An 18,633-nucleotide genomic window follows, 5' to 3' on the forward strand; every position below is an offset into this window, starting at 1 on the left:
CTTCTCCTCTAATACAAAAATATTAATTTCTCTCTATCCGAACCTTATAACTTGTTAATTATACTAGCATTATATGCTGCACCAAATCCATTATCTATATTTACTACACTTACACCACTAGCACAACTATTTAACATGGACAATAAAGCTGCAACTCCTCCAAAGTTTGCTCCATAACCAACGCTTGTCGGAACTGCTATCACAGGTTTGTCCACAAGACCACCTATAACACTAGCTAGTGCCCCTTCCATTCCTGCAATCACTATAACTACTTTTGCACCTCTAATAACATCTAATCTTGAAAAAATCCTGTGTATACCTGCAACACCTACATCAATTATTTTTTCAACTCTATTACCTAGTATTTTAGCGGTTTCAAAAGCTTCTTCTACCACTGGTAAATCAGAAGTACCTGCTGAGACAATTGCAATATAGTTCTCTGTGGGAGTCTGTTCCTTCTTCATAATAGTTATTGTTCTTCCAAGCTTATTATATTCCGCTTCATCACATATTTCTTTTACTGCATTATACATTTCTTCTGTAGCTCTGGTTCCTAATATATTATTATTCTTCGTAAGCATAAATTTAATTATATCTCTAACTTGCTCTACTGTTTTTCCTTCACAATATATTACTTCTGGATATCCCACTCTAATCTCTCTGTGATTATCTATTCTAGCAAACCCTAAATCTTTAAAAGGTAAATCTTTTAATTTTTCAAGAGCTTCTTCTATATTTATTCTATCGTCTTTAACGAGCTCTAATAGATTTTTGATTTCTTCTTTATTCATTAGCTTTATAATCCTCCTAAGATTCTTTCACTAACTTTTCTATACTTCTGAATTTCCTTTTAATTATGTTAATATTAATTCTCTTAATTAGCATTTTGGGAAATAGTTTCATTGAAGCTACCTACTCTATATCCTTGTAAGTCTAATGTTACATATTTAAATCCACATTCTTTTATCTTTTCAGCAATAGTGTCTAAAAATTCTTCATCAAATAATTTACTTCTGTCAGACTTAGCTACTTCAACTCTTGCTAAATCTCCATGGCACCTTACCCTAACAGCTCTAAACCCTATGCTCATCATATATTTCTCTGCATTTTCAATCTTCTCGAAATCCTCTACCTTTAGTTCATTTCCATAAGGTATTCTAGTCAAAAGGCAAGCATATGGTGGTTTATCCCAAGTATTAAGTCCCAATTCTTTAGAAAAAGCTCTTATTTCTGCTTTAGTTAATTTGCATTCTAAAAGTGGACTTTTTACTTCCAATTCCTTTAAGGCTTTAAGACCTGGCCTATAATCACTTATATCATCAAAGTTAGTTCCATCAATTACATGATCATATCCTTGTTCTTTAGCAATAGATAATATCATACTAAACACTGCAGTTTTGCAAAGATAACATCTATCTTCTGGATTAAATTTAATTGAATCAATAATTGGTGCTTCTATAATTTCATGCTGTACACCTAACTCTTTTACCAGTTCTTTAGCTTCTGCTATTTCCCACTTTGGAATATATGGTGATAAGATTGTCACCGCCTTTACATTATCACCAAGAGCTTCTTTTGATACTCTAAGTAAAAAAGTACTGTCTACTCCTCCGGAAAATGCTAATACTACTTTTCCTAAACCTTTAAGGTATTTTACTAACTCATTATATTTATCATTATTAATCATTTATATTTCCTGCCTCTCCCAAATAAACTCTTAATACATTTGGAATTTCTAAATCTTTATGACCTATTCCGTAACCTATCTTCTTAATTGAAAAATCAAGCTTTTGAGTAAATTCCTGAGCATTTGTTGCCAGTATTGCAGCCCCAGTAGGAGTGGTTGTTTCAAACTGCACTATACCAGTTTTTATAGGAATATTCTTTAATATTTCTACCGTCGCTGGAGCTGGAACTGGCATTAGTCCATGAGCACATTTAACAAATCCACCTCCAACTTGAACAGGTGATGCAATAATTTTATCAACTTTTAAATAATCTAAACAAATAGCCGCTCCCACCATATCTATAATTGAATCGATAGCTCCTACCTCATGAAAATGTACTTCATATAAGTCTTTTCCATGAACCTTTGCTTCTGCTTCTGCTACTTTCATAAACATATCTAAGCTTAGCTTTTTAACTTTATCACTTAAATCACTTGAATTTATTATTTCCTCTATATCCTTCAAGTTTCTATGATGATGCTCTTGATTGTGAACATGCCATCCGTGACTATGTTCATGATTATGATTATTTTCACCATGATGGTGCTCTTCATCGCTATGATGATGAGAGTGTTCATGAGTATGTTCATGGCTATGCTCATGTGAAGCTTGCTCTGAACTATGTTCCTTATCATTTAATTTGTCTTTTAATATGACATCTACTCTAGTTCCTGTTATTCCAAGTTTGGCAGATCTTTCAATTTCTATTTCATACTCAGAATTTAAGTTCATTTTCGAAAGTTCCTGCATTAAATATTCCTTAGGAACCCCTAAATCTATTAGCGCTGCTATATTCATATCACCACTTATTCCACAGAAACAATCATAATATAAAATCTTCATGTCTATCTCTCCCTCTAACCATTTGAATTTTAGCTTATATCTTGTCAAAAACATCTAGAAACTTTAATGATAATCCAGACAATCTTGGAGAAATCGCCATTTGATTCTCTATTTATCAATTATTAGTTATCCGTTCTTTTTAATTGTCCTTCTTTTATCAATACTCTTTCTTCATATCCATCAATTTTCTTATCCAACCGTTCCAAGGTTTGCTGCATTTCTTTAATTTTTTCAGCAAGCTGACTACGTTGTTCTATCAAAAGTTCTTTTCTAGCCTTGATTGTAGAAGTTCCTTGCTGGAACATACTTACATACTCTACTAAGACTTCAATAGAAAGTCCTGCACTACGCATACATTTTATAAAATTAACCCAATTACAATCTTCTTCTGTATAGTCCCTGATTCCGCTTGCATTTCGATTCACTGATGGAATTAAACCAATTCGCTCATAATATCGCAGCGTATCTGCTGAAAGGTTAAATCTTTTACTTACTTCCGCAATCGTCATAGAAAAGCACCTCCTTTGTTTAATTACCAAACAGTTTAACTGCCTGTTTCATCTTATTAATAATATCTACACCAAATGGACAGTTTTTCATACATAGCCCACACTCTATGCACTCACTTCCGTGCTGTTCTAATAAGTCATAATGATTCTTTAATGTTTCAGGAATCTCTTCTTGAATTAACGCTAAATCTAAATATTTATTTACTGATGCAATATCTATCTTTTTTGAGCATGGGGCACAATGCCCACAATACATACAATGTCCGCTAAATGAACTTCTTGGAGCATTTGCAAGAACTTCACTATAATCTTTTTCTTTATTGCTTGCAGTGGCATAAGCAGTCGCTGCAAGTACTTGATCTGTATTAGATACTCCAACCATTACGGAAGCAACTGCCGGTCTAGTTAAACAGTAATGTAAACATTGCACTGGTGTCAGTGCTTTTTCAAAAGGCGATTGTTTGCTACTTAATAACACTCCAGCAGCATATCCTTTCATAACAGTTAAAGCAACGCCCTCATTTTCACAGGTTCTGTATAACCTATCACGTTTTGGATCAATACCTTCATAAGTCCTGTCTTTAAAAGTGCTTTCTTCAAATAGTTCGTATACATCCTCAGTAGCTGGTAACATATCATAAGCAGCATTGATGCTAAATAAAATTACATCAATTATTCCTGTTTCCACTGCTTTAAAGGCAATGTCTGTATTATGTGTTGATATTCCTAAGGATTTAATAATTCCTTTTTCTTTTAGTCCTTTTGCATATTTAATTATTTCTCCATTAAAAATGTTATCAAAATCTTTTTGATCATCAACATAATGAATCATCCCTACATCCACATAGTCTAGCTGCATTCTAGCTAAAAAATCTTCAAATGCATCAACAACTTCATTAAAATCCCTAGTACGTCTATATTGTCCCCTATCCCAAGTGGAACATAAATGTCCTTCAATAATAAAACTGCTTCTAGGATATTTACTTAACGCTTTACCAACATTACTTCTAACTTCAGGATTTGAATTATATATATCAATAAAATTAATACCTTCTTTAATTGCACAATCAATAATTGCTTCGCAATCTTCATAACTTTTATTTTCAAATCCTTCACCGCCAATACCAATGGCACTTACTTTAATTCCTGTTCTTCCTAAAATTCGATATTCCAAATTACACACCCCCTAACTAAGCATATCACTTTGAGTTAGCTCCAAGTCAAGATGTTTTTCTCTGAATTAAAAATAATTTCTATCTGCGGGGAGGAAGTTCTGTTTCAAAGGTATCAGCCACATCCTTTAAACCTTTTGTGATCTCAATATGCTGTGGACAACTTCTTTCACACTGCTTACATCCGATACATTCTGATGCCTTACCACGTGTTTTTGTATAGTTATCGTAATATAGTCTTTGTATAGAAAACGCGGTCTTCAAAGATTGTTTTTCTGTATTGTATAATGCAAAATACTTCGGAATATCTATGTTTTTCGGACATTTCTCTACACAGTACTGGCAAGCTGTACATGGAATAGCAATTGCCTCGTTAATAATCTCCACAGCCTTTTTTACAATATCATATTCTTCCTGTACAAAAGGCTTAAACTCTTGCATATATCCTATGTTATCCAGTAACTGCTCCATGCTAGACATCCCACTTAATACCATCATAATTCCCTCATGGCTTGCAACATAACGAATAGCCCAGGATGGTATAGACATATTAGGATGATATTCTTTAAATAATTGCTCTGCTTTTTCAGGCACTTTCGCAAGGGTACCGCCTTTAACAGGTTCCATAACAATAACCGGTTTATTATGTTTTCTTGCTACTTCGTAGCATTTCCTTGATTGAATGCTCTCATTATCCCAATCCAAATAGTTAATCTGTAATTGAACAAACTCTACTTCCGGATGTGCTGTCAAAATTTCATCTAATAAATCCGCATTATCATGAAAAGAAAATCCAACCTGTCTAATTTTCCCTTCTTTTTTCTTTTCCTGAACAAATGCAAAACTATCAAATTTTTTTGCTGTCTCATAATTTGTTACACCAAGATTGTGAAGAAGATAGTAATCAAAATAATCTACACCACATTTTTCTAACTGCTCGTTAAAAATTCTTTCTTGATCCTCTTTTGTTTTTAAAAACATTGTTGGTAATTTTGTCGCTAAGGTGAAACTATCTCTATTATGTCGTTTTACTAAAGCCTCTCTAATAGCTATCTCACTCTTACCCATATGATACATATAAGCTGTATCAAAATAAGTAAAGCCTCTTTCTAAAAAAGTATCTACCATTTTATTTAATGTATCCATATCAATGCTTTCTGGATCATCCTGACTCTTTACTGGTAAACGCATAAATCCAAATCCTAATTTTTTCTTTTCCATATCTATATTTCCCCCTTGATTTTTACTTATTTTCTGGAATAATTTTGTTAATGCAGACAAGTGCGTTCACTCCTGCTATATAAACTCTACCACTTGGAGTTAACTCCAAGTCAAGTACTTTTTCAGATACTACTAAATTGACCGATATCTTATTAGAAAAACATTTTATTCTCCTGCTACTCCGCTATCCTTAAACTGCTTTACAAATATAGTTGGTATGTATTTTGAAGATTTTGCATATAATTTTGAAGTACTAAAGACTTTGCATAAGTATTGTCTATGTCTTTCCATAATTCTAGAACCTTATTAATAATAACCTATATTAGAAAGGAGTTATTATGTCAAACATCATTGAAGAAGTTAAAGGCATGTATAAAATCATTAAGCTAAGAAATTTTCGTAATACACCAGGTGTAACTTTTGATTTATTTCCTATGGATATGGTTTCAAAGATTGATTCTATTGATAGAGTAATCCATAAAAAAGCAGCAGTTTCACCTGGTCCAGTAGGAGATGTGGATCACCCATGGTATATGCACCAACATCAAGATGACAATTTAATAGTTCTTCATGGTCGTAGAGAAGTTGACATTTATACTAAAGAACATGGTAAAGTAGAACACTTTACTGTAACTCCTGATAAAATATTAAAAAATGGAGAACTTATTTATGAAGGCGGCGCAATTTTAGTTTGGTCAAAAGGAGTTTTTCACCGAATAGTAAGTGGTGAAGAAGGCTCAGCCTCACTAAACATTGCTGTGCATTATGACGGATTTGATATAAAGACAAATTTTAGCGTTTATGATTTAAATGTGGAAACTGGTGAATATAAAGTTATCAGAAATGGATTTGAAGATCAAAAGTAATAAATTGTTACTCTATTGAATTTATAAAGCAAAGGAAGTGAGGGAAAATTAACTTTCACTTCCTTATTTGTTTTGAAGCATACTTAGTTGTTTAACTATTTCAAAGTATTCTTTGTCTAATTTTTCTTTTTCATCAGGTGTTGCTGATAATATTTTTTCTACTATTTGTATTCTTTTTAGCTCAAGTAATGTTTTTTCTGCTGGAACAACATTTTTTCTATTTAACTTATAGCTATTATAATCCTTTAAGCTACCATCAAAATATTTTATTTTCTGTTCGGATAGTTCGAAAATATTAGTAGCCAATGTATTTATAAATCTTTTGTCATGGGATACAAAAATTACTGTTCCCTCATAGTATTTCAATACACGTTCCAATACTTCTACTGATGGAACATCTAAATAGTTAGTAGGTTCATCAAGAATAAGGACATTAACCTCTGAAACTAATAGTTTTGCCAGAGATAATCTGATTTTTTCTCCACCACTCAAAACAGAAACAGTTTTATTTATATCATAATCGTTAAATAGCAAGTTTGCCAAAGTATTTCTAACAACACTTTCTGTTTGAATACTACTTTCCATAACAGTCTTTAAAATAGTCTTTTTTTCACTCAAATTTTCAAATTCTTGATAAACAAATCCAATCTTGACTTTAGGTACAATTTGAATAGAAGGAAATCTCTTTTCAATAAGTTTTAATAAAGTAGTTTTCCCACTTCCGTTTTCCCCAATTATAGCTATTTTTTCTCCATTTTTTATCATAAATGAGGTATCTTTAAAAATTGTCTTATTAGAATATGAAAATGACAAGTTATCTGATCTTATGATAATTCTATTTTTAGGTGGATTAGTTAAGCTAAAATTTAATTTTATTTGTGCTTGCTTAATTGGTTTCTCTTTTACTTCTAAATGTTCTAATCTTGATTGAATAGCTTTAGCTGATTTCTGCATACTTTTTTGCCTGCCATCATTTGACCTACTTGTGGCTACATAATTTCTTGTTTTATATTCTGAATTGCTAATCTTTTTTGGCTTTTTTGTTATTTTTGCTGCTTTTTCTTTCTTGTTTACATAAGCTTCTTCTAACCTTTTTTTCTCTATTATATAATTTAAATATTCACTTTTTTGAGTTTCAAGTTCTAATTCTTTTTGTGTTTTATAATCATCAAAATTCCCTTGGTAATCGTATAATGTGTTATTTCTAATTTCTATGATACGATTGCACACTTGATTGAGTAATTCCGTATCATGGGTAATCAACACAAAAGAATCTATATTAGATAACTTATTTTTTAATAATTCAATTCCATTTAAATCAAGATTAGAGGTAGGTTCATCTAATAAAATCAAATGTACCGATTTGCTAAGTGCTTCTGCAAGTCGTAAACGAGTTTTCTCGCCACCACTTACAAAGTTATCATCCTCTTTTTTTGAACCTCAAATTCTTTTAATAATTTTCTTTCTGCTGTGTTATTAAAGGTATCAAATTGTTTGAAATAAGAAATTTCTCCATATTTTTTTACTATGCCAGTATCTATATCAGTATCACCTGAAATTATTTTCAGCAGAGTAGTTTTTCCACTTCCATTTAGTCCTATAAGACCAATACGGTCGTTTTTATTGATTACTAATTTAGAGAAATGAACCAATATATTTTCCCCAAAGCTTTTCTGTATGTTTTCCATTTCAAGAATCACCATCTTGCACCTCCCATTATGTGAATATCTGTATCTAATTTTAACAAGTTGTTTTACTTGTTACTACAACATAAATGTTTATAAAAAAAGCGTGTTGTACGCACAACACACTTTTTACTAATAAGAATTTTCTTTATTTTTTTTTCTAAGTATTCGCCTTATACTTTCTTCAACTAAGAAATATTTTTCAGAAAGCTCAAGAACAGAAAATCCCTTTTTATAATCTTCATAAATTTGTTCGTTTCGTTTGTTCAATATTTCTTTTGTATTTGTATTTTCTCCCCAAGATTTTTTATTATATGTTTCCTTAGGAATATATATTATTTCACCTTGAACATAGTTCTGGATTTGCTTTAATATTTCTATTGGCAATACTTCGTCAGCTTTAACATAGCCCATTTGCATACCTCCTAAATAATAAATTGTTTAGGACTTGCAAAGGCTATATACAATATTTAATTATATAGTGCAATAGCCTTTGCTATGCACGAAATGTTCCTACTCCCATAACTCTTAACCTACCTTTCAACGATTTATGTGTATTATATCACAAATAAACCAATTTTTGAAAGAGAGAAACATAGTATGCAAACTCCTTATCGATTGCCTTTTGATGGAGCTTATTTTATCTCTATGTTACCTAACAACTCTGTTATATTCTTCATGGTTATATCTTCATTTTCTTCATCCATATCTATAATATTTATTTTTATATTTTTCTTAATCAGCATCTGTTCTATTTCTTCCATAAAGACACCTGACTTATTTATAGTCTTTAAATCGTTTATCTTTTTTTCAATATCTTCCTTACCCATAAATTCTCCTCCCCATACAGGTGAAGAGCATGTTAAATTATGTCCGCAACTGGGGCTGCCTTTTACAGCTATCAGTGTCTCTATTTTGTATCCATTACTAATATAATCTTCTATTTGTTCTAGTATTGGCTCAAATAACTTTCTACAATGTTTTCTATAATATGGATTTTCAAATTGTTCTTTAACATGTCCCCATCTTTTTATACCGTACATGGTAAGTTCGGGACATGGAAGTTGAATTATTCCATAATCATTGTCCATTAAATATTTTATTAATCTATTGGATATGTTGCCAAATTCACATAATCCTTCTACTTTTGAGTTAACATTTAATATACAGTGACTTAAAATTACAATATTTTTTGTTCTTTTCATAAGCTTCATCCCCTTTACCAAATATCATACAACATCTAGGATAGTTTAGTTTCAAAAATTAAAAACTTTTCTATCATTTTTCTAAATAGACTAATCTAGTATTATAAATAATATCTATTTTAATTTTCAAAATTATTATATTATACTTTACTAAATGCAATAATTATACACCGATGTAAAACGGAGGTAAAAACATGAAAAATAAAAAAACCTTTGCTCTTATACTTTGTGCATTTGCAGCTGCAATAAATATTGTATTAGGAACATTAGTTGGACAACTAAAAATCCCTCTAATTTTTCTTGACACAATAGGCACAATCTTTGCTGCAGTATATTTTGGTCCTTGGTATGGTGCTGCTGTTGGTGCAGCGTCTAATATTATTACAGGAATGATTTTTAGTCCTAAGGATATTCCGTTTTTCTTAGTAAACGTAGTTGTCGGATTATTAGTAGGCTACATAGCTAAAAAATATGGCTACGGCATAATCACAGCTGTGGTAACAGGACTTATTCTTTCAGTTGTCTGCCCACTAATAGGTTCTCCTATTGCTGTTTGGCTATATGGAGGGGTTACAGGTTCTGGAAATGACTTTTTAGTATTCTGGCTTAGAAAATCTGGTGCAGATATTTTCACTTCAGCCTTTATTCCAAGAATTACAGGAAATATTATAGACAAGGTTATATCATCAGTTTTGGTTTGGGCTTTGATAAAAAAACTTCCTGCTGAATACAGGCCAAAAATAGATAATAATTTGTCTGCTTAATTCTACTCCTATACCTTTAGGTAGAGTAAATTTGCTGCGCTCATAAAATTCCTGAAGGCCCTTGGCGTACCTTAGGTACGCCTTGCTAACCATTAAACTTTGAGACTTTATTTTGGAAATCTAAAATGACCTGTTATTTTTGGCATCCAGTACATAATTTCATCACCTTCTCTAGCATAAGGCGGTGCATTATGTATTATATACGGAACCCCATCTGCTCTCCTTTTATCAGAAACTATAGCTATGTGCTCACTGTGATCAAAGGTTATGATATCCCCCGGCTGCCATTCCTTTAAATTCTCTATATCATTAGGTTTTAATTCAATAGTAAGACTAGTTGCATATTTTTTAAAATATACATAAAGATTAGGCACTCTTCTAAAATCTATATTAGGATCTGGTTTTCCCTCAACTCTCTTATAATCACTAGTATGATTTCTTATATCCTCATCTACCATATCTTTTAGATTATACCCTGCATCTTTAAAGGCTCTCCATACTAAGTCAGTACATACTCCTTCATTCTCCGGAGGATATCCACCTACATAATAGTCCCCTTTATATTTTACTTTCTTATTTGCTTCTTTTCTTGCTCCAAGAACTATATCTTCCTGATCTTTTATACCATCTTTGTCTTTATCTGAATTTATTAATACTATTTTTTTCTTTAACTTTTCGTCAATTGTTTCACTCTTCTTTTCACTAGCTGTATTTTTAATTTGTATATTTGTTATATTTTTACTGTACAAGGCATTTTTCTGTGTAAAAAATTTAAAACCTATAGTAATTAAACATATCAAAGCTAAAAATATTACAAAAAACTTTTTTCTCATTTTTACCCCCTTGTCCCTTTTATTGACTTTTGAATGCAAGTTATTTTATCTCTGCAGAATATGATTTCCCTTCTCCAGTAATGAATATATAGTTAGTTGGGATGATTTTTTCATTATCTTTTACTGTAATCGTTGATTTTTTTGATGGAGCTATATACTTATATGTCTTGCCACCATCTGATGTCATCATTATTGTTTTTACATTATTATTACTTATATCCATAACATTACCATTGTATTTTAGTATATATTCATTTTTGTCTCCAGAACTCGCAACAAGCTCACCATCAAGCTTAACAGGAGCTCCATAACCAGCTCCATTCTCCTTTTCACGAATAATATAAGCCACATTTCCCGATCTTGCCCAAGCCTCTTTAAATTGATCAAGTTTATACTTTACTCTAACTCCCTCATTATTAGCGGCAGCTGAGTCATTGATTACTATATAGTCAGTTCCATTTTCTTTTGTAAAGCCGCATACAACAATCAGATGACCATTAGTTGATTCTATTGGTGCACCATCTACAACAGGCAAATTTCCCTTTACATCTGCACTATTTTTATACTGCACGCTAACTGCAACAGGATGTCCATAATAAATCTCTCTCTTTAAGCCTTCTATTGTTGAATAATCAACATAAGTCTTATACCCAAAGCTTGAGGCATAAGCAGTATTGAAGGGCCAATTTCCAAAGCCGTCATATTTATAGTCATATACACCCCAAGCAGATTGTTCAGGTAATATATTTGTTCCATAATAATTTAATATCATAGCAATACTGGTTGCACTACATATAGAATTAGCTATTGAAGGCTCTCTGACCATCTGAGAAAATTGTGGTACATCAAGGACTTTCAAGTTAGATAAATCTGGGTTATCAGAAAATACTTTATTAACCCCTTGACCAGGAAGAGTATTCCTTATTGTCCCTGATATTAAACGAACTGAAGGAGTTACTCCTGATTTATTAGTATTTAATGTTATTCTATATTGAATTTTACTAGCAGTTTCCCCACTACCACCCTTTATAGTCAAAGTATCCGTATCAACATAAGCTGCTGTTTCATCAGTAACACCTGTACCAGAGGCTCTTTTTATAAATGTCCCCCAGCTTCCCCAGGAAAGCCAGTTTGACCACTTTTCACTCCATACTCCATTAGCGTCCAAAGTTTTTACAAACACCCTTGCTTCAACTTGAATTGAAGTTCCCTCGGGAGTATCACTATCCCAGGAAGGTACAAAATAATTAAATTGACTTGTACCTATTATATTTGATGTGTAAACACCCTTTAGCTTATCCGATTTAAGTACTATTGCTCCATCACCTATATTGTTAGAAATTTCAACATCCTCTAAGCTAGCAGCATTATCGGCAAAATCACTTGATGTTGAATAAACAAAAAGATTTCCATCATTAATATTTGTTTCAGTACCATTTGTTGCATTCGTATTTCCTGTAACAATATTAACAGCATTATCACTTAATACTCCAATTCCACCTAATGCATTTATATTACTTACATTATTATTGTTAATAAAACTATTTACATCCATTTGATTACTGTCTCCTACCAATATTATTGGGTTTCCATTCTTACCTGCTAACGCTGAACCAGAAAGAGCATCTGCAAATCCTTTATCACTAGCTATGTAAACTTTATTTAATTCTAACTGTGCCTTATAGCTACTTATTAAAGCCAAATTTCTCTCATATTTGGTTAGTTGATTATAAGTTTTAGTAGGATTTAATGTACTTACTACACCGCTGGCTAATACATCCTGTCCACCTATAACATTTACTTCTCCATTATTAGTTTTTATTTGACTATTTACATAGTTTTTAACTGTATCAGGAACATTGTTTTGTTCTACTAATATTATAGGATATTGTAGCTTAGCTGCAATTGGAGCCGCTGAAAGTGCATCCTCATAATGTTCTCCATTTACAACAAACACTCCTTTAGAAGTACCTAATTCTTTTGCTACTTTAACAGAAGTTTCATATCTATCTTGTCCCCATATTCGTTTTACATTAATCCCCATGCTTTTAAGCTTATTTTCTACATTGGAATTTACAACTCCTAAACCACCGATAATAAACACATTTTTAACACCTAGGTCTTGTATTTTTTCTTTTGTAGAATCAGTTAAATTAGTGGCATCAGTTAAAAGAATAGGTGCATTATACTTTTTAGCTAAAGGTGAAGAAGTTATTGCATCAGGAAAGTTTTGACTATTTACTAAAATAGCATAATCCGATTGTATCCATCCTTGGGAAACTATAGCATTGCTTGTTCCATATCTATCTTGTCCTGCTAACCTGTCAATATTAATATTATTTTTTGCAAATACACTGCCAGAAGCAAACAAACTTGTCCCTAAAATACATGACATGATTAATAATTTACTTTTCATTTCTCGTCCTCCTTATAGCTTGCTAAGAGCGCAATCCCATGGTCAGGGAATGCGCTCTTATTCATTTATCCAGTGATACAAAAATTCATTAAAAATAATATACAATATATTAGAAGTATAAACAAATTTCAACAATTTTACAATCCTTTATAGACAATTCCACTTACTTGTAGTTACTGAAGTAAAAATGGCTGTTTCAAAACTAAATAATTAGTTTTGAAACAGCCCGTATCTTTTAACTTAATAATTATTATTAGTATTTTTATTTAATACAGTTGCATAGTAACCAAACAGCTTAACTAAGCAGTTTAGTAGCTTTCTTTTTATTTAATCCACTTCCATACCAAGCAGCAACTAGAACCACTATCCATGCAACTCCAACTATAGCTGGAATTCTTGTATCTTCACCCATGCACATAGAAACAAATACGCCAACTAGGAATATCATAGTGATGATGCCTGAAGCTGGATAAAGTACTGTTTTGAACCTCAATTTTTTAACCTGTTCAGGTGTAAGACTCTTTCTGAATTTAATCTGAGTGTAAACAATCATGAACCAAGCAAATATACCTGCAAATGTTCCTACACTTGTAACATAAGTGAATGCTTTACCAGGAGCAACATAGTTTAATATAACTCCAATTAACATAAATGCTACTGAAGCAAGTATTGCATTCTTAGGTACGTTAGTTTTGCTAAGCTTTGAGAAGAACTTAGGTGCTTGTCCTTGCAGTGAAAGGTTGTATAGCATACGACCAGTTGTGAATATACCTGAGTTACATGATGATGACGCTGCTGTAAGTACAACGAAGTTTATGATACCAGCGGCTGCAGCTATACCAAGTTTGGAGAATGTAAGAACAAACGGACTTCCTGTTGTTCCTATGCTGTCCCAAGCATAAAGTGACATTATAACAAACAATGCACCAATATAGAATATCATTATTCTCACGAAAACGCTGTTTATAGCTTTAGGGATTACTTTTTCAGGATTTTTTGCTTCTCCAGCTGTAACACCGATAAGCTCAACTCCTACGAAAGCAAAGGAAACCATAGTCAATGTTGATATAGGACCCATGATTCCTTTAGGGAAGAAACCACCGTGAGCAGTAAGGTTTGAAATACCAATTGGTACCCCTTTATTTCCCAATCCAAACGCTATCATAGCTATACCTATTGCAATCATAGCAATTATTGTAACAACTTTTATAAGTGCAAACCAGAATTCGATTTCTCCGAATGCTTTAGCTGCAGTTAAGTTTACAACAGTAAGTAAACAAACAGCAATAAGCGCTGACACCCACTGTGGTACGTTTGGAAACCAGAAGTTTATGTAAATACCTACTGCTGTAACTTCTGCCATACAAGTTACAACCCACATTATCCAGTATGTCCAACCTGTTAGATATCCTGCAAGAGGACTTACGTAGTCGTTTGCATATGCACTAAAAGAACCTGCAACTGGATGTTCAACTGCCATTTCCCCAAGGGCACGCATGATAAAAAATATGATTATTCCTGCAACGGCATATGTAAGTAATATAGCTGGACCTGCGGCCTTAATAGCTGTTGCTGATCCTAGGAACAAACCAACTCCGATAGCTCCACCGATTGCCATCATTTTAATGTGTCTTTCTTCAAGGCCACGTTCTAGGCTTTCGCCTGTTTGAGTTTGAACTTCGTTACTCATTTCACTACCCCTTCCCTTATAAAAAAATTAAATGCTTTTGAAACCCTAAACCTGTTAGGATTTGAGGCTTTTCAAGCTATATCAAAAAGGATTTCCAACACTCACTATTGAATATATATTGTGAAGTATCCTTTATGAACGAATTAAAACTTATATCAAAGAAAGCAATTCTACTTTTCACGATATTCAATTTTAAATTAATTGTCTGTTTTTTTATGCTTTGATTTTAAAATTATGCAATTTCAAAAATATTCTTTCTTCATTTTATATAATTATTTCAATATTGTCAATAATCACACGAATGATAAGGAGAAAATTAACTTTTATACAATTATGTCGAAAATCTATATGCTGTGATAAAAAATATGTAAAAAAATCAGGTACAAGAATCATTCAATTCTTGTACCTGATTTTTTAAACTGCATTAGATTTATTTATAACATCCATAGCATTCTTTACTTCTGCTTTTGTGATTTTCATTAAGACGTATATCGCTAAAGTTGCACTTTAGTTAAAGAATTCAGACGCTTATATAGAATTCAATAATAATTAATGTATCAAACAATTTTTACATAAAATTATTATTTTCATATTACTAAAGCTCGATTAATATTAATTAATTTAATAAAAATTTCCCAACAACATTAAATTTTATTAAAATAGTTTTAAAATTTAAACACTTATACTACAATCAGTGCATGAAAATAATATCTTTAAAATACTGAGTTATTTTAATTCTGTTTGCTTCATTCAACTTTAATGCTTCGCCATTAATATAAATGTTTACTCCATTAACTAAATAAATATTTACATCGTACTTCAAATTTCTTTTGCTATACTCTAAGGACATAAATGCATTTATAAACTCCTCAATTTCCTTCAGTGTCATAGTCTTCTGAAACATCTTTTCCTCTGAAATAGCATTCTTTAAAGTATGCTTAACTTCCTTCATTATCTTATAGAGGTTTATCTGTTTCCACCTTGCCACCCTCATCTTTAAATCTCTAAAGATTTCATCTCCATCTTTTCTTATAATAGGGACTCCATGAAGCTGATTTTCAAGCTTTTTTACTGTGGAGTTATTGCTTTCAAATTTACTCATAATAAATAAGGCACCATAATCATATTCGGTTCTTATAATTCTTCCATAAATCTGCTTCAAATCTATAGATACAATTGGAAAATTCACCTTTGCATAAGCCTGCCAATAGTTTTTTCCTCTTTCAACTTGATTTTCTATTAAAGACTTATAAAAGGGCTCCTTACTGTTGATATTAGGCACTTTATCTAAAATTACAGTGGTCATGGTGTCTCCAGGAATATCTATTCCTTCAAAATATCCCTTTGAACCTAGTAAAATATATCTTTCCTCCCTGGATCTCAATTTTTCTATATCTTTTTTGCCCTCTACAACGCTTATCCCTAAAGCCTTTAAATTTTCTGAAGCCTCTTCTTTAAAAGCCTCAAGTCTTTTCCTGCTGGTAAAGAGAATAATAATATTACCTTCAACATTAGATAAAAGCTCTATAATAAACTTTTTCATTTCTTCTGAAAAAGTATCTGTATTATTAGGATCAATATTCTCTATAGCATATATTGCACTCTTACCTTTATAGTCAAACACAGGTTTTATAGGAGGAACCTCTACTATTTCTTTATTTTGAGACTTTGCAATATTTATTCCCAGGGTGTTTTTTAAACTATTGTAGCCATTATCTGTACTTAGAGTTGCAGACACAAAAAGGCAGCTCTTAGCTCCGCTTAGAACTTTTTCATAAAAAGCACCAGATACATCTAAAGGTATACTGGATATCTTCCACCACTTAAAAAATTTATCTACTTCAAAGTAAAAACAATAGCCTTCTTCACTTTGAAGTATTACATCCTCTAAGAGCCTGCTATAGCTATTTATAACTTCTACTTTTTCTATTAGTATTTTAAGCCGTTTATCCTTTTCAAGGTTAGATATTTCCTTTAAAACAGAAGTCGCTTTCTCTAAGTTTATATTTAAGTTGCTTAAATTCTCCTTAAGATATTCTAAGTATTTTATTATGGTTGCTAGCTTAGGATTGCTTTTATCTAAATGCTCCTTGATATTGTAATCCTTGCTTATGCCACTTTCCGATACATAGTTTTCAAAGGCAGCTTTGATATTTGCAATTTGATTTATACACTGCTCTATCCATGATTCTATCTCGCTTAAAGGCAAAGTATCCTTTTTAGTTCTTCTTGATAAATAATATAGATACCCACTTTTTTCTGCGCTGTTATATATCTCTTTTATATATCTTTCAAACTCATGAGAAACCAAAGTACTTTCAAAAGCATCATAGGATTCCTGAGTGAGATTGTGAGCTTCGTCCACCACAATATTTTCAAGAGGAACGATACTTTTATAGGGCCACTTTAATAATAAGGAATGATTAACAACAATAAGCTGAGACTCCTTTAATGCCTCAACCTTTGATGCGTAATAGCACCGATCTTTATATTTACAGACTCCTACATCGCAAAGTTCTGAGTCACAATTGCACTGATTTATCAAGAAATCTAAATTAAACTTTTCTCTTATAATAGAGCTTATTTCTTCTAGATCTCCAATGCCCTTTTCTAGTATGAGCCTTTTTAAATAAACATAACCAATAAGAGTTTTCATATTATTGGGATATTCTATATCCCCAAACCTGTCAAAGCAGAGATAATTATTTTTTCCCTTTATTAAAGTATAGCTTACATCTCTTTTTATATTTAATGCTTCTAAAAGATTAGGTATGTCCTTTTCTACCAGCTGATTTTGTAATCCCTTTGTATTAGTAGATATAATAACTTTTTCTTCTTTAATATATGTATATATGGAAGATGGAAGCAAATAAGCCATGCTTTTTCCTAGTCCTGTTGGTGCTTCCATTATTGTAATCCTGCCTTTTTCCAGTCCTTCTTTTATAAATTTTGATGCATCCCTCTGCTGCGGCCTTAAGGTATAGCTCCTTCCATTTCTCCTCCAAATCTCTTCATGCTCAAAAAGCTTTTCATAATCTTTCAGTGCAAAAACAGGATATGGCTCAGCAACTTTCTTTTGGGGTTCAATAGGTTCATTTTCTATGAAGTATTTTACATTCTCCATATTTACCTTTGTAAGATGCTTATACCAGTTCCATGCTTCTAGTTCCGTAATGCTCATAGGCAGCGAGTAACCATTTTCATAGTAAAAGCTGCTTATTGCATAATTAAGCATCATTATTATATCTTCTGCATAACTAAGAGCTCTACAATTCTCCTCTTTGTAATTATGAATAAACTTCTTTAATAAATATTGAAGATTAAACTCTGTAAGCTCTGGAAAAAGGATGGCAAGAAGTTCTACTAAATCTAAAAATTCATTATCTATGTTAAGATAACTTCCTTCAAAGGCTTTATTATGACATACTAATGGAAGGTCTTCAATAAAGAGTAATAGTTTCTTAATTCCATCTTTTAACTGCAGTGCACTGTCTAGTTCTTTTTGTGTAATTCCTCTCAAAAGATCAGAAATGCTTAGTGCTATTAATCTATTTGGATTAACTAAAGTGCTGAAGTTTGTAACAACATTATCTTTTATTTTAACAGCACAGATTTTTATAATTTTGTCATCAGTACCAGTGGTCTCTATATCTAAAAATATTACGTTATTTAATATACTGTAGGGTTTCATATATTCTCCTT

At 31.8% G+C, this 18,633-nt stretch carries 15 protein-coding genes and 2 pseudogenes; 2 read left to right on the forward strand and 15 right to left on the reverse strand.

The genetic code is table 11. The features are described 5' to 3' along the window. Positions 1-44: 44 nt before the first annotated feature. The 7 genes and pseudogenes from larB to RCG18_RS23740 form a co-directional block, all read right to left on the reverse strand. Complete coding sequence (gene larB / locus RCG18_RS23710; RefSeq protein WP_308038454.1) at positions 45-791, reverse strand: nickel pincer cofactor biosynthesis protein LarB; 747 nt, start codon at positions 789-791, stop codon at positions 45-47. A gap of 83 nt (positions 792-874) precedes the next feature. Next, positions 875-1,687: an ATP-dependent sacrificial sulfur transferase LarE gene (gene larE / locus RCG18_RS23715; RefSeq protein WP_308038455.1), complete on the reverse strand. Its 813-nt coding sequence runs from the start codon at positions 1,685-1,687 to the stop codon at positions 875-877. Beyond that, a pseudogene (locus tag RCG18_RS23720) lies at positions 1,683-2,570 on the reverse strand (LarC family nickel insertion protein); the annotation flags it as partial. The gene larE and the pseudogene RCG18_RS23720, both read right to left, overlap by 5 nt. A 122-nt stretch (positions 2,571-2,692) precedes the next feature. Beyond that, positions 2,693-3,079, reverse strand: coding sequence for a MerR family transcriptional regulator (locus tag RCG18_RS23725; protein ID WP_308038456.1), 387 nt, complete (start codon positions 3,077-3,079; stop codon positions 2,693-2,695). A gap of 19 nt (positions 3,080-3,098) precedes the next feature. After that, positions 3,099-4,253, reverse strand: coding sequence for an aldo/keto reductase (locus RCG18_RS23730; RefSeq protein ID WP_308038457.1), 1,155 nt, complete (start codon positions 4,251-4,253; stop codon positions 3,099-3,101). A gap of 79 nt (positions 4,254-4,332) precedes the next feature. Continuing rightward, positions 4,333-5,472: an aldo/keto reductase gene (locus RCG18_RS23735; protein WP_308038458.1), complete on the reverse strand. Its 1,140-nt coding sequence runs from the start codon at positions 5,470-5,472 to the stop codon at positions 4,333-4,335. 165 nt (positions 5,473-5,637) lie between these two features. Then, positions 5,638-5,763, reverse strand: a complete 126-nt coding sequence (locus tag RCG18_RS23740) for a hypothetical protein (RefSeq protein ID WP_308038459.1) — start codon at positions 5,761-5,763, stop codon at positions 5,638-5,640. 47 nt (positions 5,764-5,810) lie between these two features. Here RCG18_RS23740 and RCG18_RS23745 point away from each other — a divergent pair, with 47 nt between their 5' ends. After that, complete coding sequence (locus RCG18_RS23745; protein WP_308038460.1) at positions 5,811-6,338, forward strand: hypothetical protein; 528 nt, start codon at positions 5,811-5,813, stop codon at positions 6,336-6,338. Between the two features lie 63 nt (positions 6,339-6,401). Here the strand turns inward: RCG18_RS23745 and abc-f are convergent. From abc-f to RCG18_RS23765, 4 genes and pseudogenes are all read right to left on the reverse strand, one after another. Beyond that, positions 6,402-7,697, reverse strand: a pseudogene (gene abc-f / locus RCG18_RS23750) (ribosomal protection-like ABC-F family protein); the annotation flags it as partial. A gap of 50 nt (positions 7,698-7,747) precedes the next feature. Continuing rightward, a complete protein-coding gene (locus RCG18_RS23755; RefSeq protein WP_308038462.1) occupies positions 7,748-8,041 on the reverse strand; it encodes an ATP-binding cassette domain-containing protein in 294 nt (97 codons plus the stop codon). Between the two features lie 114 nt (positions 8,042-8,155). Next, positions 8,156-8,437 carry a CD3324 family protein gene (locus RCG18_RS23760; RefSeq protein ID WP_308038463.1) on the reverse strand — a complete coding sequence of 94 codons (282 nt, stop codon included), beginning with the start codon at positions 8,435-8,437 and terminating at the stop codon, positions 8,156-8,158. A gap of 221 nt (positions 8,438-8,658) precedes the next feature. Further along, positions 8,659-9,228 carry a CD3072 family TudS-related putative desulfidase gene (locus tag RCG18_RS23765; RefSeq protein ID WP_308038464.1) on the reverse strand — a complete coding sequence of 190 codons (570 nt, stop codon included), beginning with the start codon at positions 9,226-9,228 and terminating at the stop codon, positions 8,659-8,661. A gap of 194 nt (positions 9,229-9,422) precedes the next feature. Between RCG18_RS23765 and RCG18_RS23770 the strand changes: the two genes are divergently transcribed. Beyond that, positions 9,423-9,992, forward strand: a complete 570-nt coding sequence (locus tag RCG18_RS23770) for a CD3073 family putative ECF transporter S component (RefSeq protein WP_308038465.1) — start codon at positions 9,423-9,425, stop codon at positions 9,990-9,992. Between the two features lie 107 nt (positions 9,993-10,099). Here RCG18_RS23770 and RCG18_RS23775 read toward each other — a convergent pair whose 3' ends face one another. The 4 genes from RCG18_RS23775 to RCG18_RS23790 form a co-directional block, all read right to left on the reverse strand. Next, a complete protein-coding gene (locus RCG18_RS23775) occupies positions 10,100-10,825 on the reverse strand; it encodes a DUF1287 domain-containing protein (protein ID WP_308038466.1) in 726 nt (241 codons plus the stop codon). A 40-nt stretch (positions 10,826-10,865) separates the two neighbouring features. Next, positions 10,866-13,241: a cell wall-binding repeat-containing protein gene (locus RCG18_RS23780; RefSeq protein ID WP_308038467.1), complete on the reverse strand. Its 2,376-nt coding sequence runs from the start codon at positions 13,239-13,241 to the stop codon at positions 10,866-10,868. Positions 13,242-13,536: 295 nt separating this feature from the next. Continuing rightward, positions 13,537-14,931: an amino acid permease gene (locus tag RCG18_RS23785; RefSeq protein WP_308038468.1), complete on the reverse strand. Its 1,395-nt coding sequence runs from the start codon at positions 14,929-14,931 to the stop codon at positions 13,537-13,539. 691 nt (positions 14,932-15,622) lie between these two features. Beyond that, entirely contained in the window at positions 15,623-18,622 is a 3,000-nt protein-coding gene (locus RCG18_RS23790; RefSeq protein ID WP_308038469.1) for a helicase C-terminal domain-containing protein, read from the reverse strand. Positions 18,623-18,633 lie beyond the last annotated feature (11 nt).

The organism is Clostridium sp. OS1-26, from assembly GCF_030915445.1.
Taxonomy (GTDB): domain Bacteria; phylum Bacillota; class Clostridia; order Clostridiales; family Clostridiaceae; genus Clostridium_AM.

What these genes read in the sequence shown, in the direction of transcription:
- RCG18_RS23760 (WP_308038463.1), bottom strand. Translation starts at nt 8,437, where the DNA reads ATGGGCTATGTTAAAGCTGACGAAGTATTGCCAATAGAAATATTAAAG.
- RCG18_RS23775 (WP_308038466.1), bottom strand. Translation starts at nt 10,825, where the DNA reads ATGAGAAAAAAGTTTTTTGTAATATTTTTAGCTTTGATATGTTTAATT.
- RCG18_RS23770 (WP_308038465.1), top strand. Translation starts at nt 9,423, where the DNA reads ATGAAAAATAAAAAAACCTTTGCTCTTATACTTTGTGCATTTGCAGCT.
- RCG18_RS23785 (WP_308038468.1), bottom strand. Translation starts at nt 14,931, where the DNA reads ATGAGTAACGAAGTTCAAACTCAAACAGGCGAAAGCCTAGAACGTGGC.
- RCG18_RS23765 (WP_308038464.1), bottom strand. Translation starts at nt 9,228, where the DNA reads ATGAAAAGAACAAAAAATATTGTAATTTTAAGTCACTGTATATTAAAT.
- RCG18_RS23780 (WP_308038467.1), bottom strand. Translation starts at nt 13,241, where the DNA reads ATGAAAAGTAAATTATTAATCATGTCATGTATTTTAGGGACAAGTTTG.
- larE (WP_308038455.1), bottom strand. Translation starts at nt 1,687, where the DNA reads ATGATTAATAATGATAAATATAATGAGTTAGTAAAATACCTTAAAGGT.
- RCG18_RS23745 (WP_308038460.1), top strand. Translation starts at nt 5,811, where the DNA reads ATGTCAAACATCATTGAAGAAGTTAAAGGCATGTATAAAATCATTAAG.
- RCG18_RS23755 (WP_308038462.1), bottom strand. Translation starts at nt 8,041, where the DNA reads ATGGTGATTCTTGAAATGGAAAACATACAGAAAAGCTTTGGGGAAAAT.
- larB (WP_308038454.1), bottom strand. Translation starts at nt 791, where the DNA reads ATGAATAAAGAAGAAATCAAAAATCTATTAGAGCTCGTTAAAGACGAT.
- RCG18_RS23725 (WP_308038456.1), bottom strand. Translation starts at nt 3,079, where the DNA reads ATGACGATTGCGGAAGTAAGTAAAAGATTTAACCTTTCAGCAGATACG.
- RCG18_RS23740 (WP_308038459.1), bottom strand. Translation starts at nt 5,763, where the DNA reads ATGGAAAGACATAGACAATACTTATGCAAAGTCTTTAGTACTTCAAAA.
- RCG18_RS23735 (WP_308038458.1), bottom strand. Translation starts at nt 5,472, where the DNA reads ATGGAAAAGAAAAAATTAGGATTTGGATTTATGCGTTTACCAGTAAAG.
- RCG18_RS23790 (WP_308038469.1), bottom strand. Translation starts at nt 18,622, where the DNA reads ATGAAACCCTACAGTATATTAAATAACGTAATATTTTTAGATATAGAG.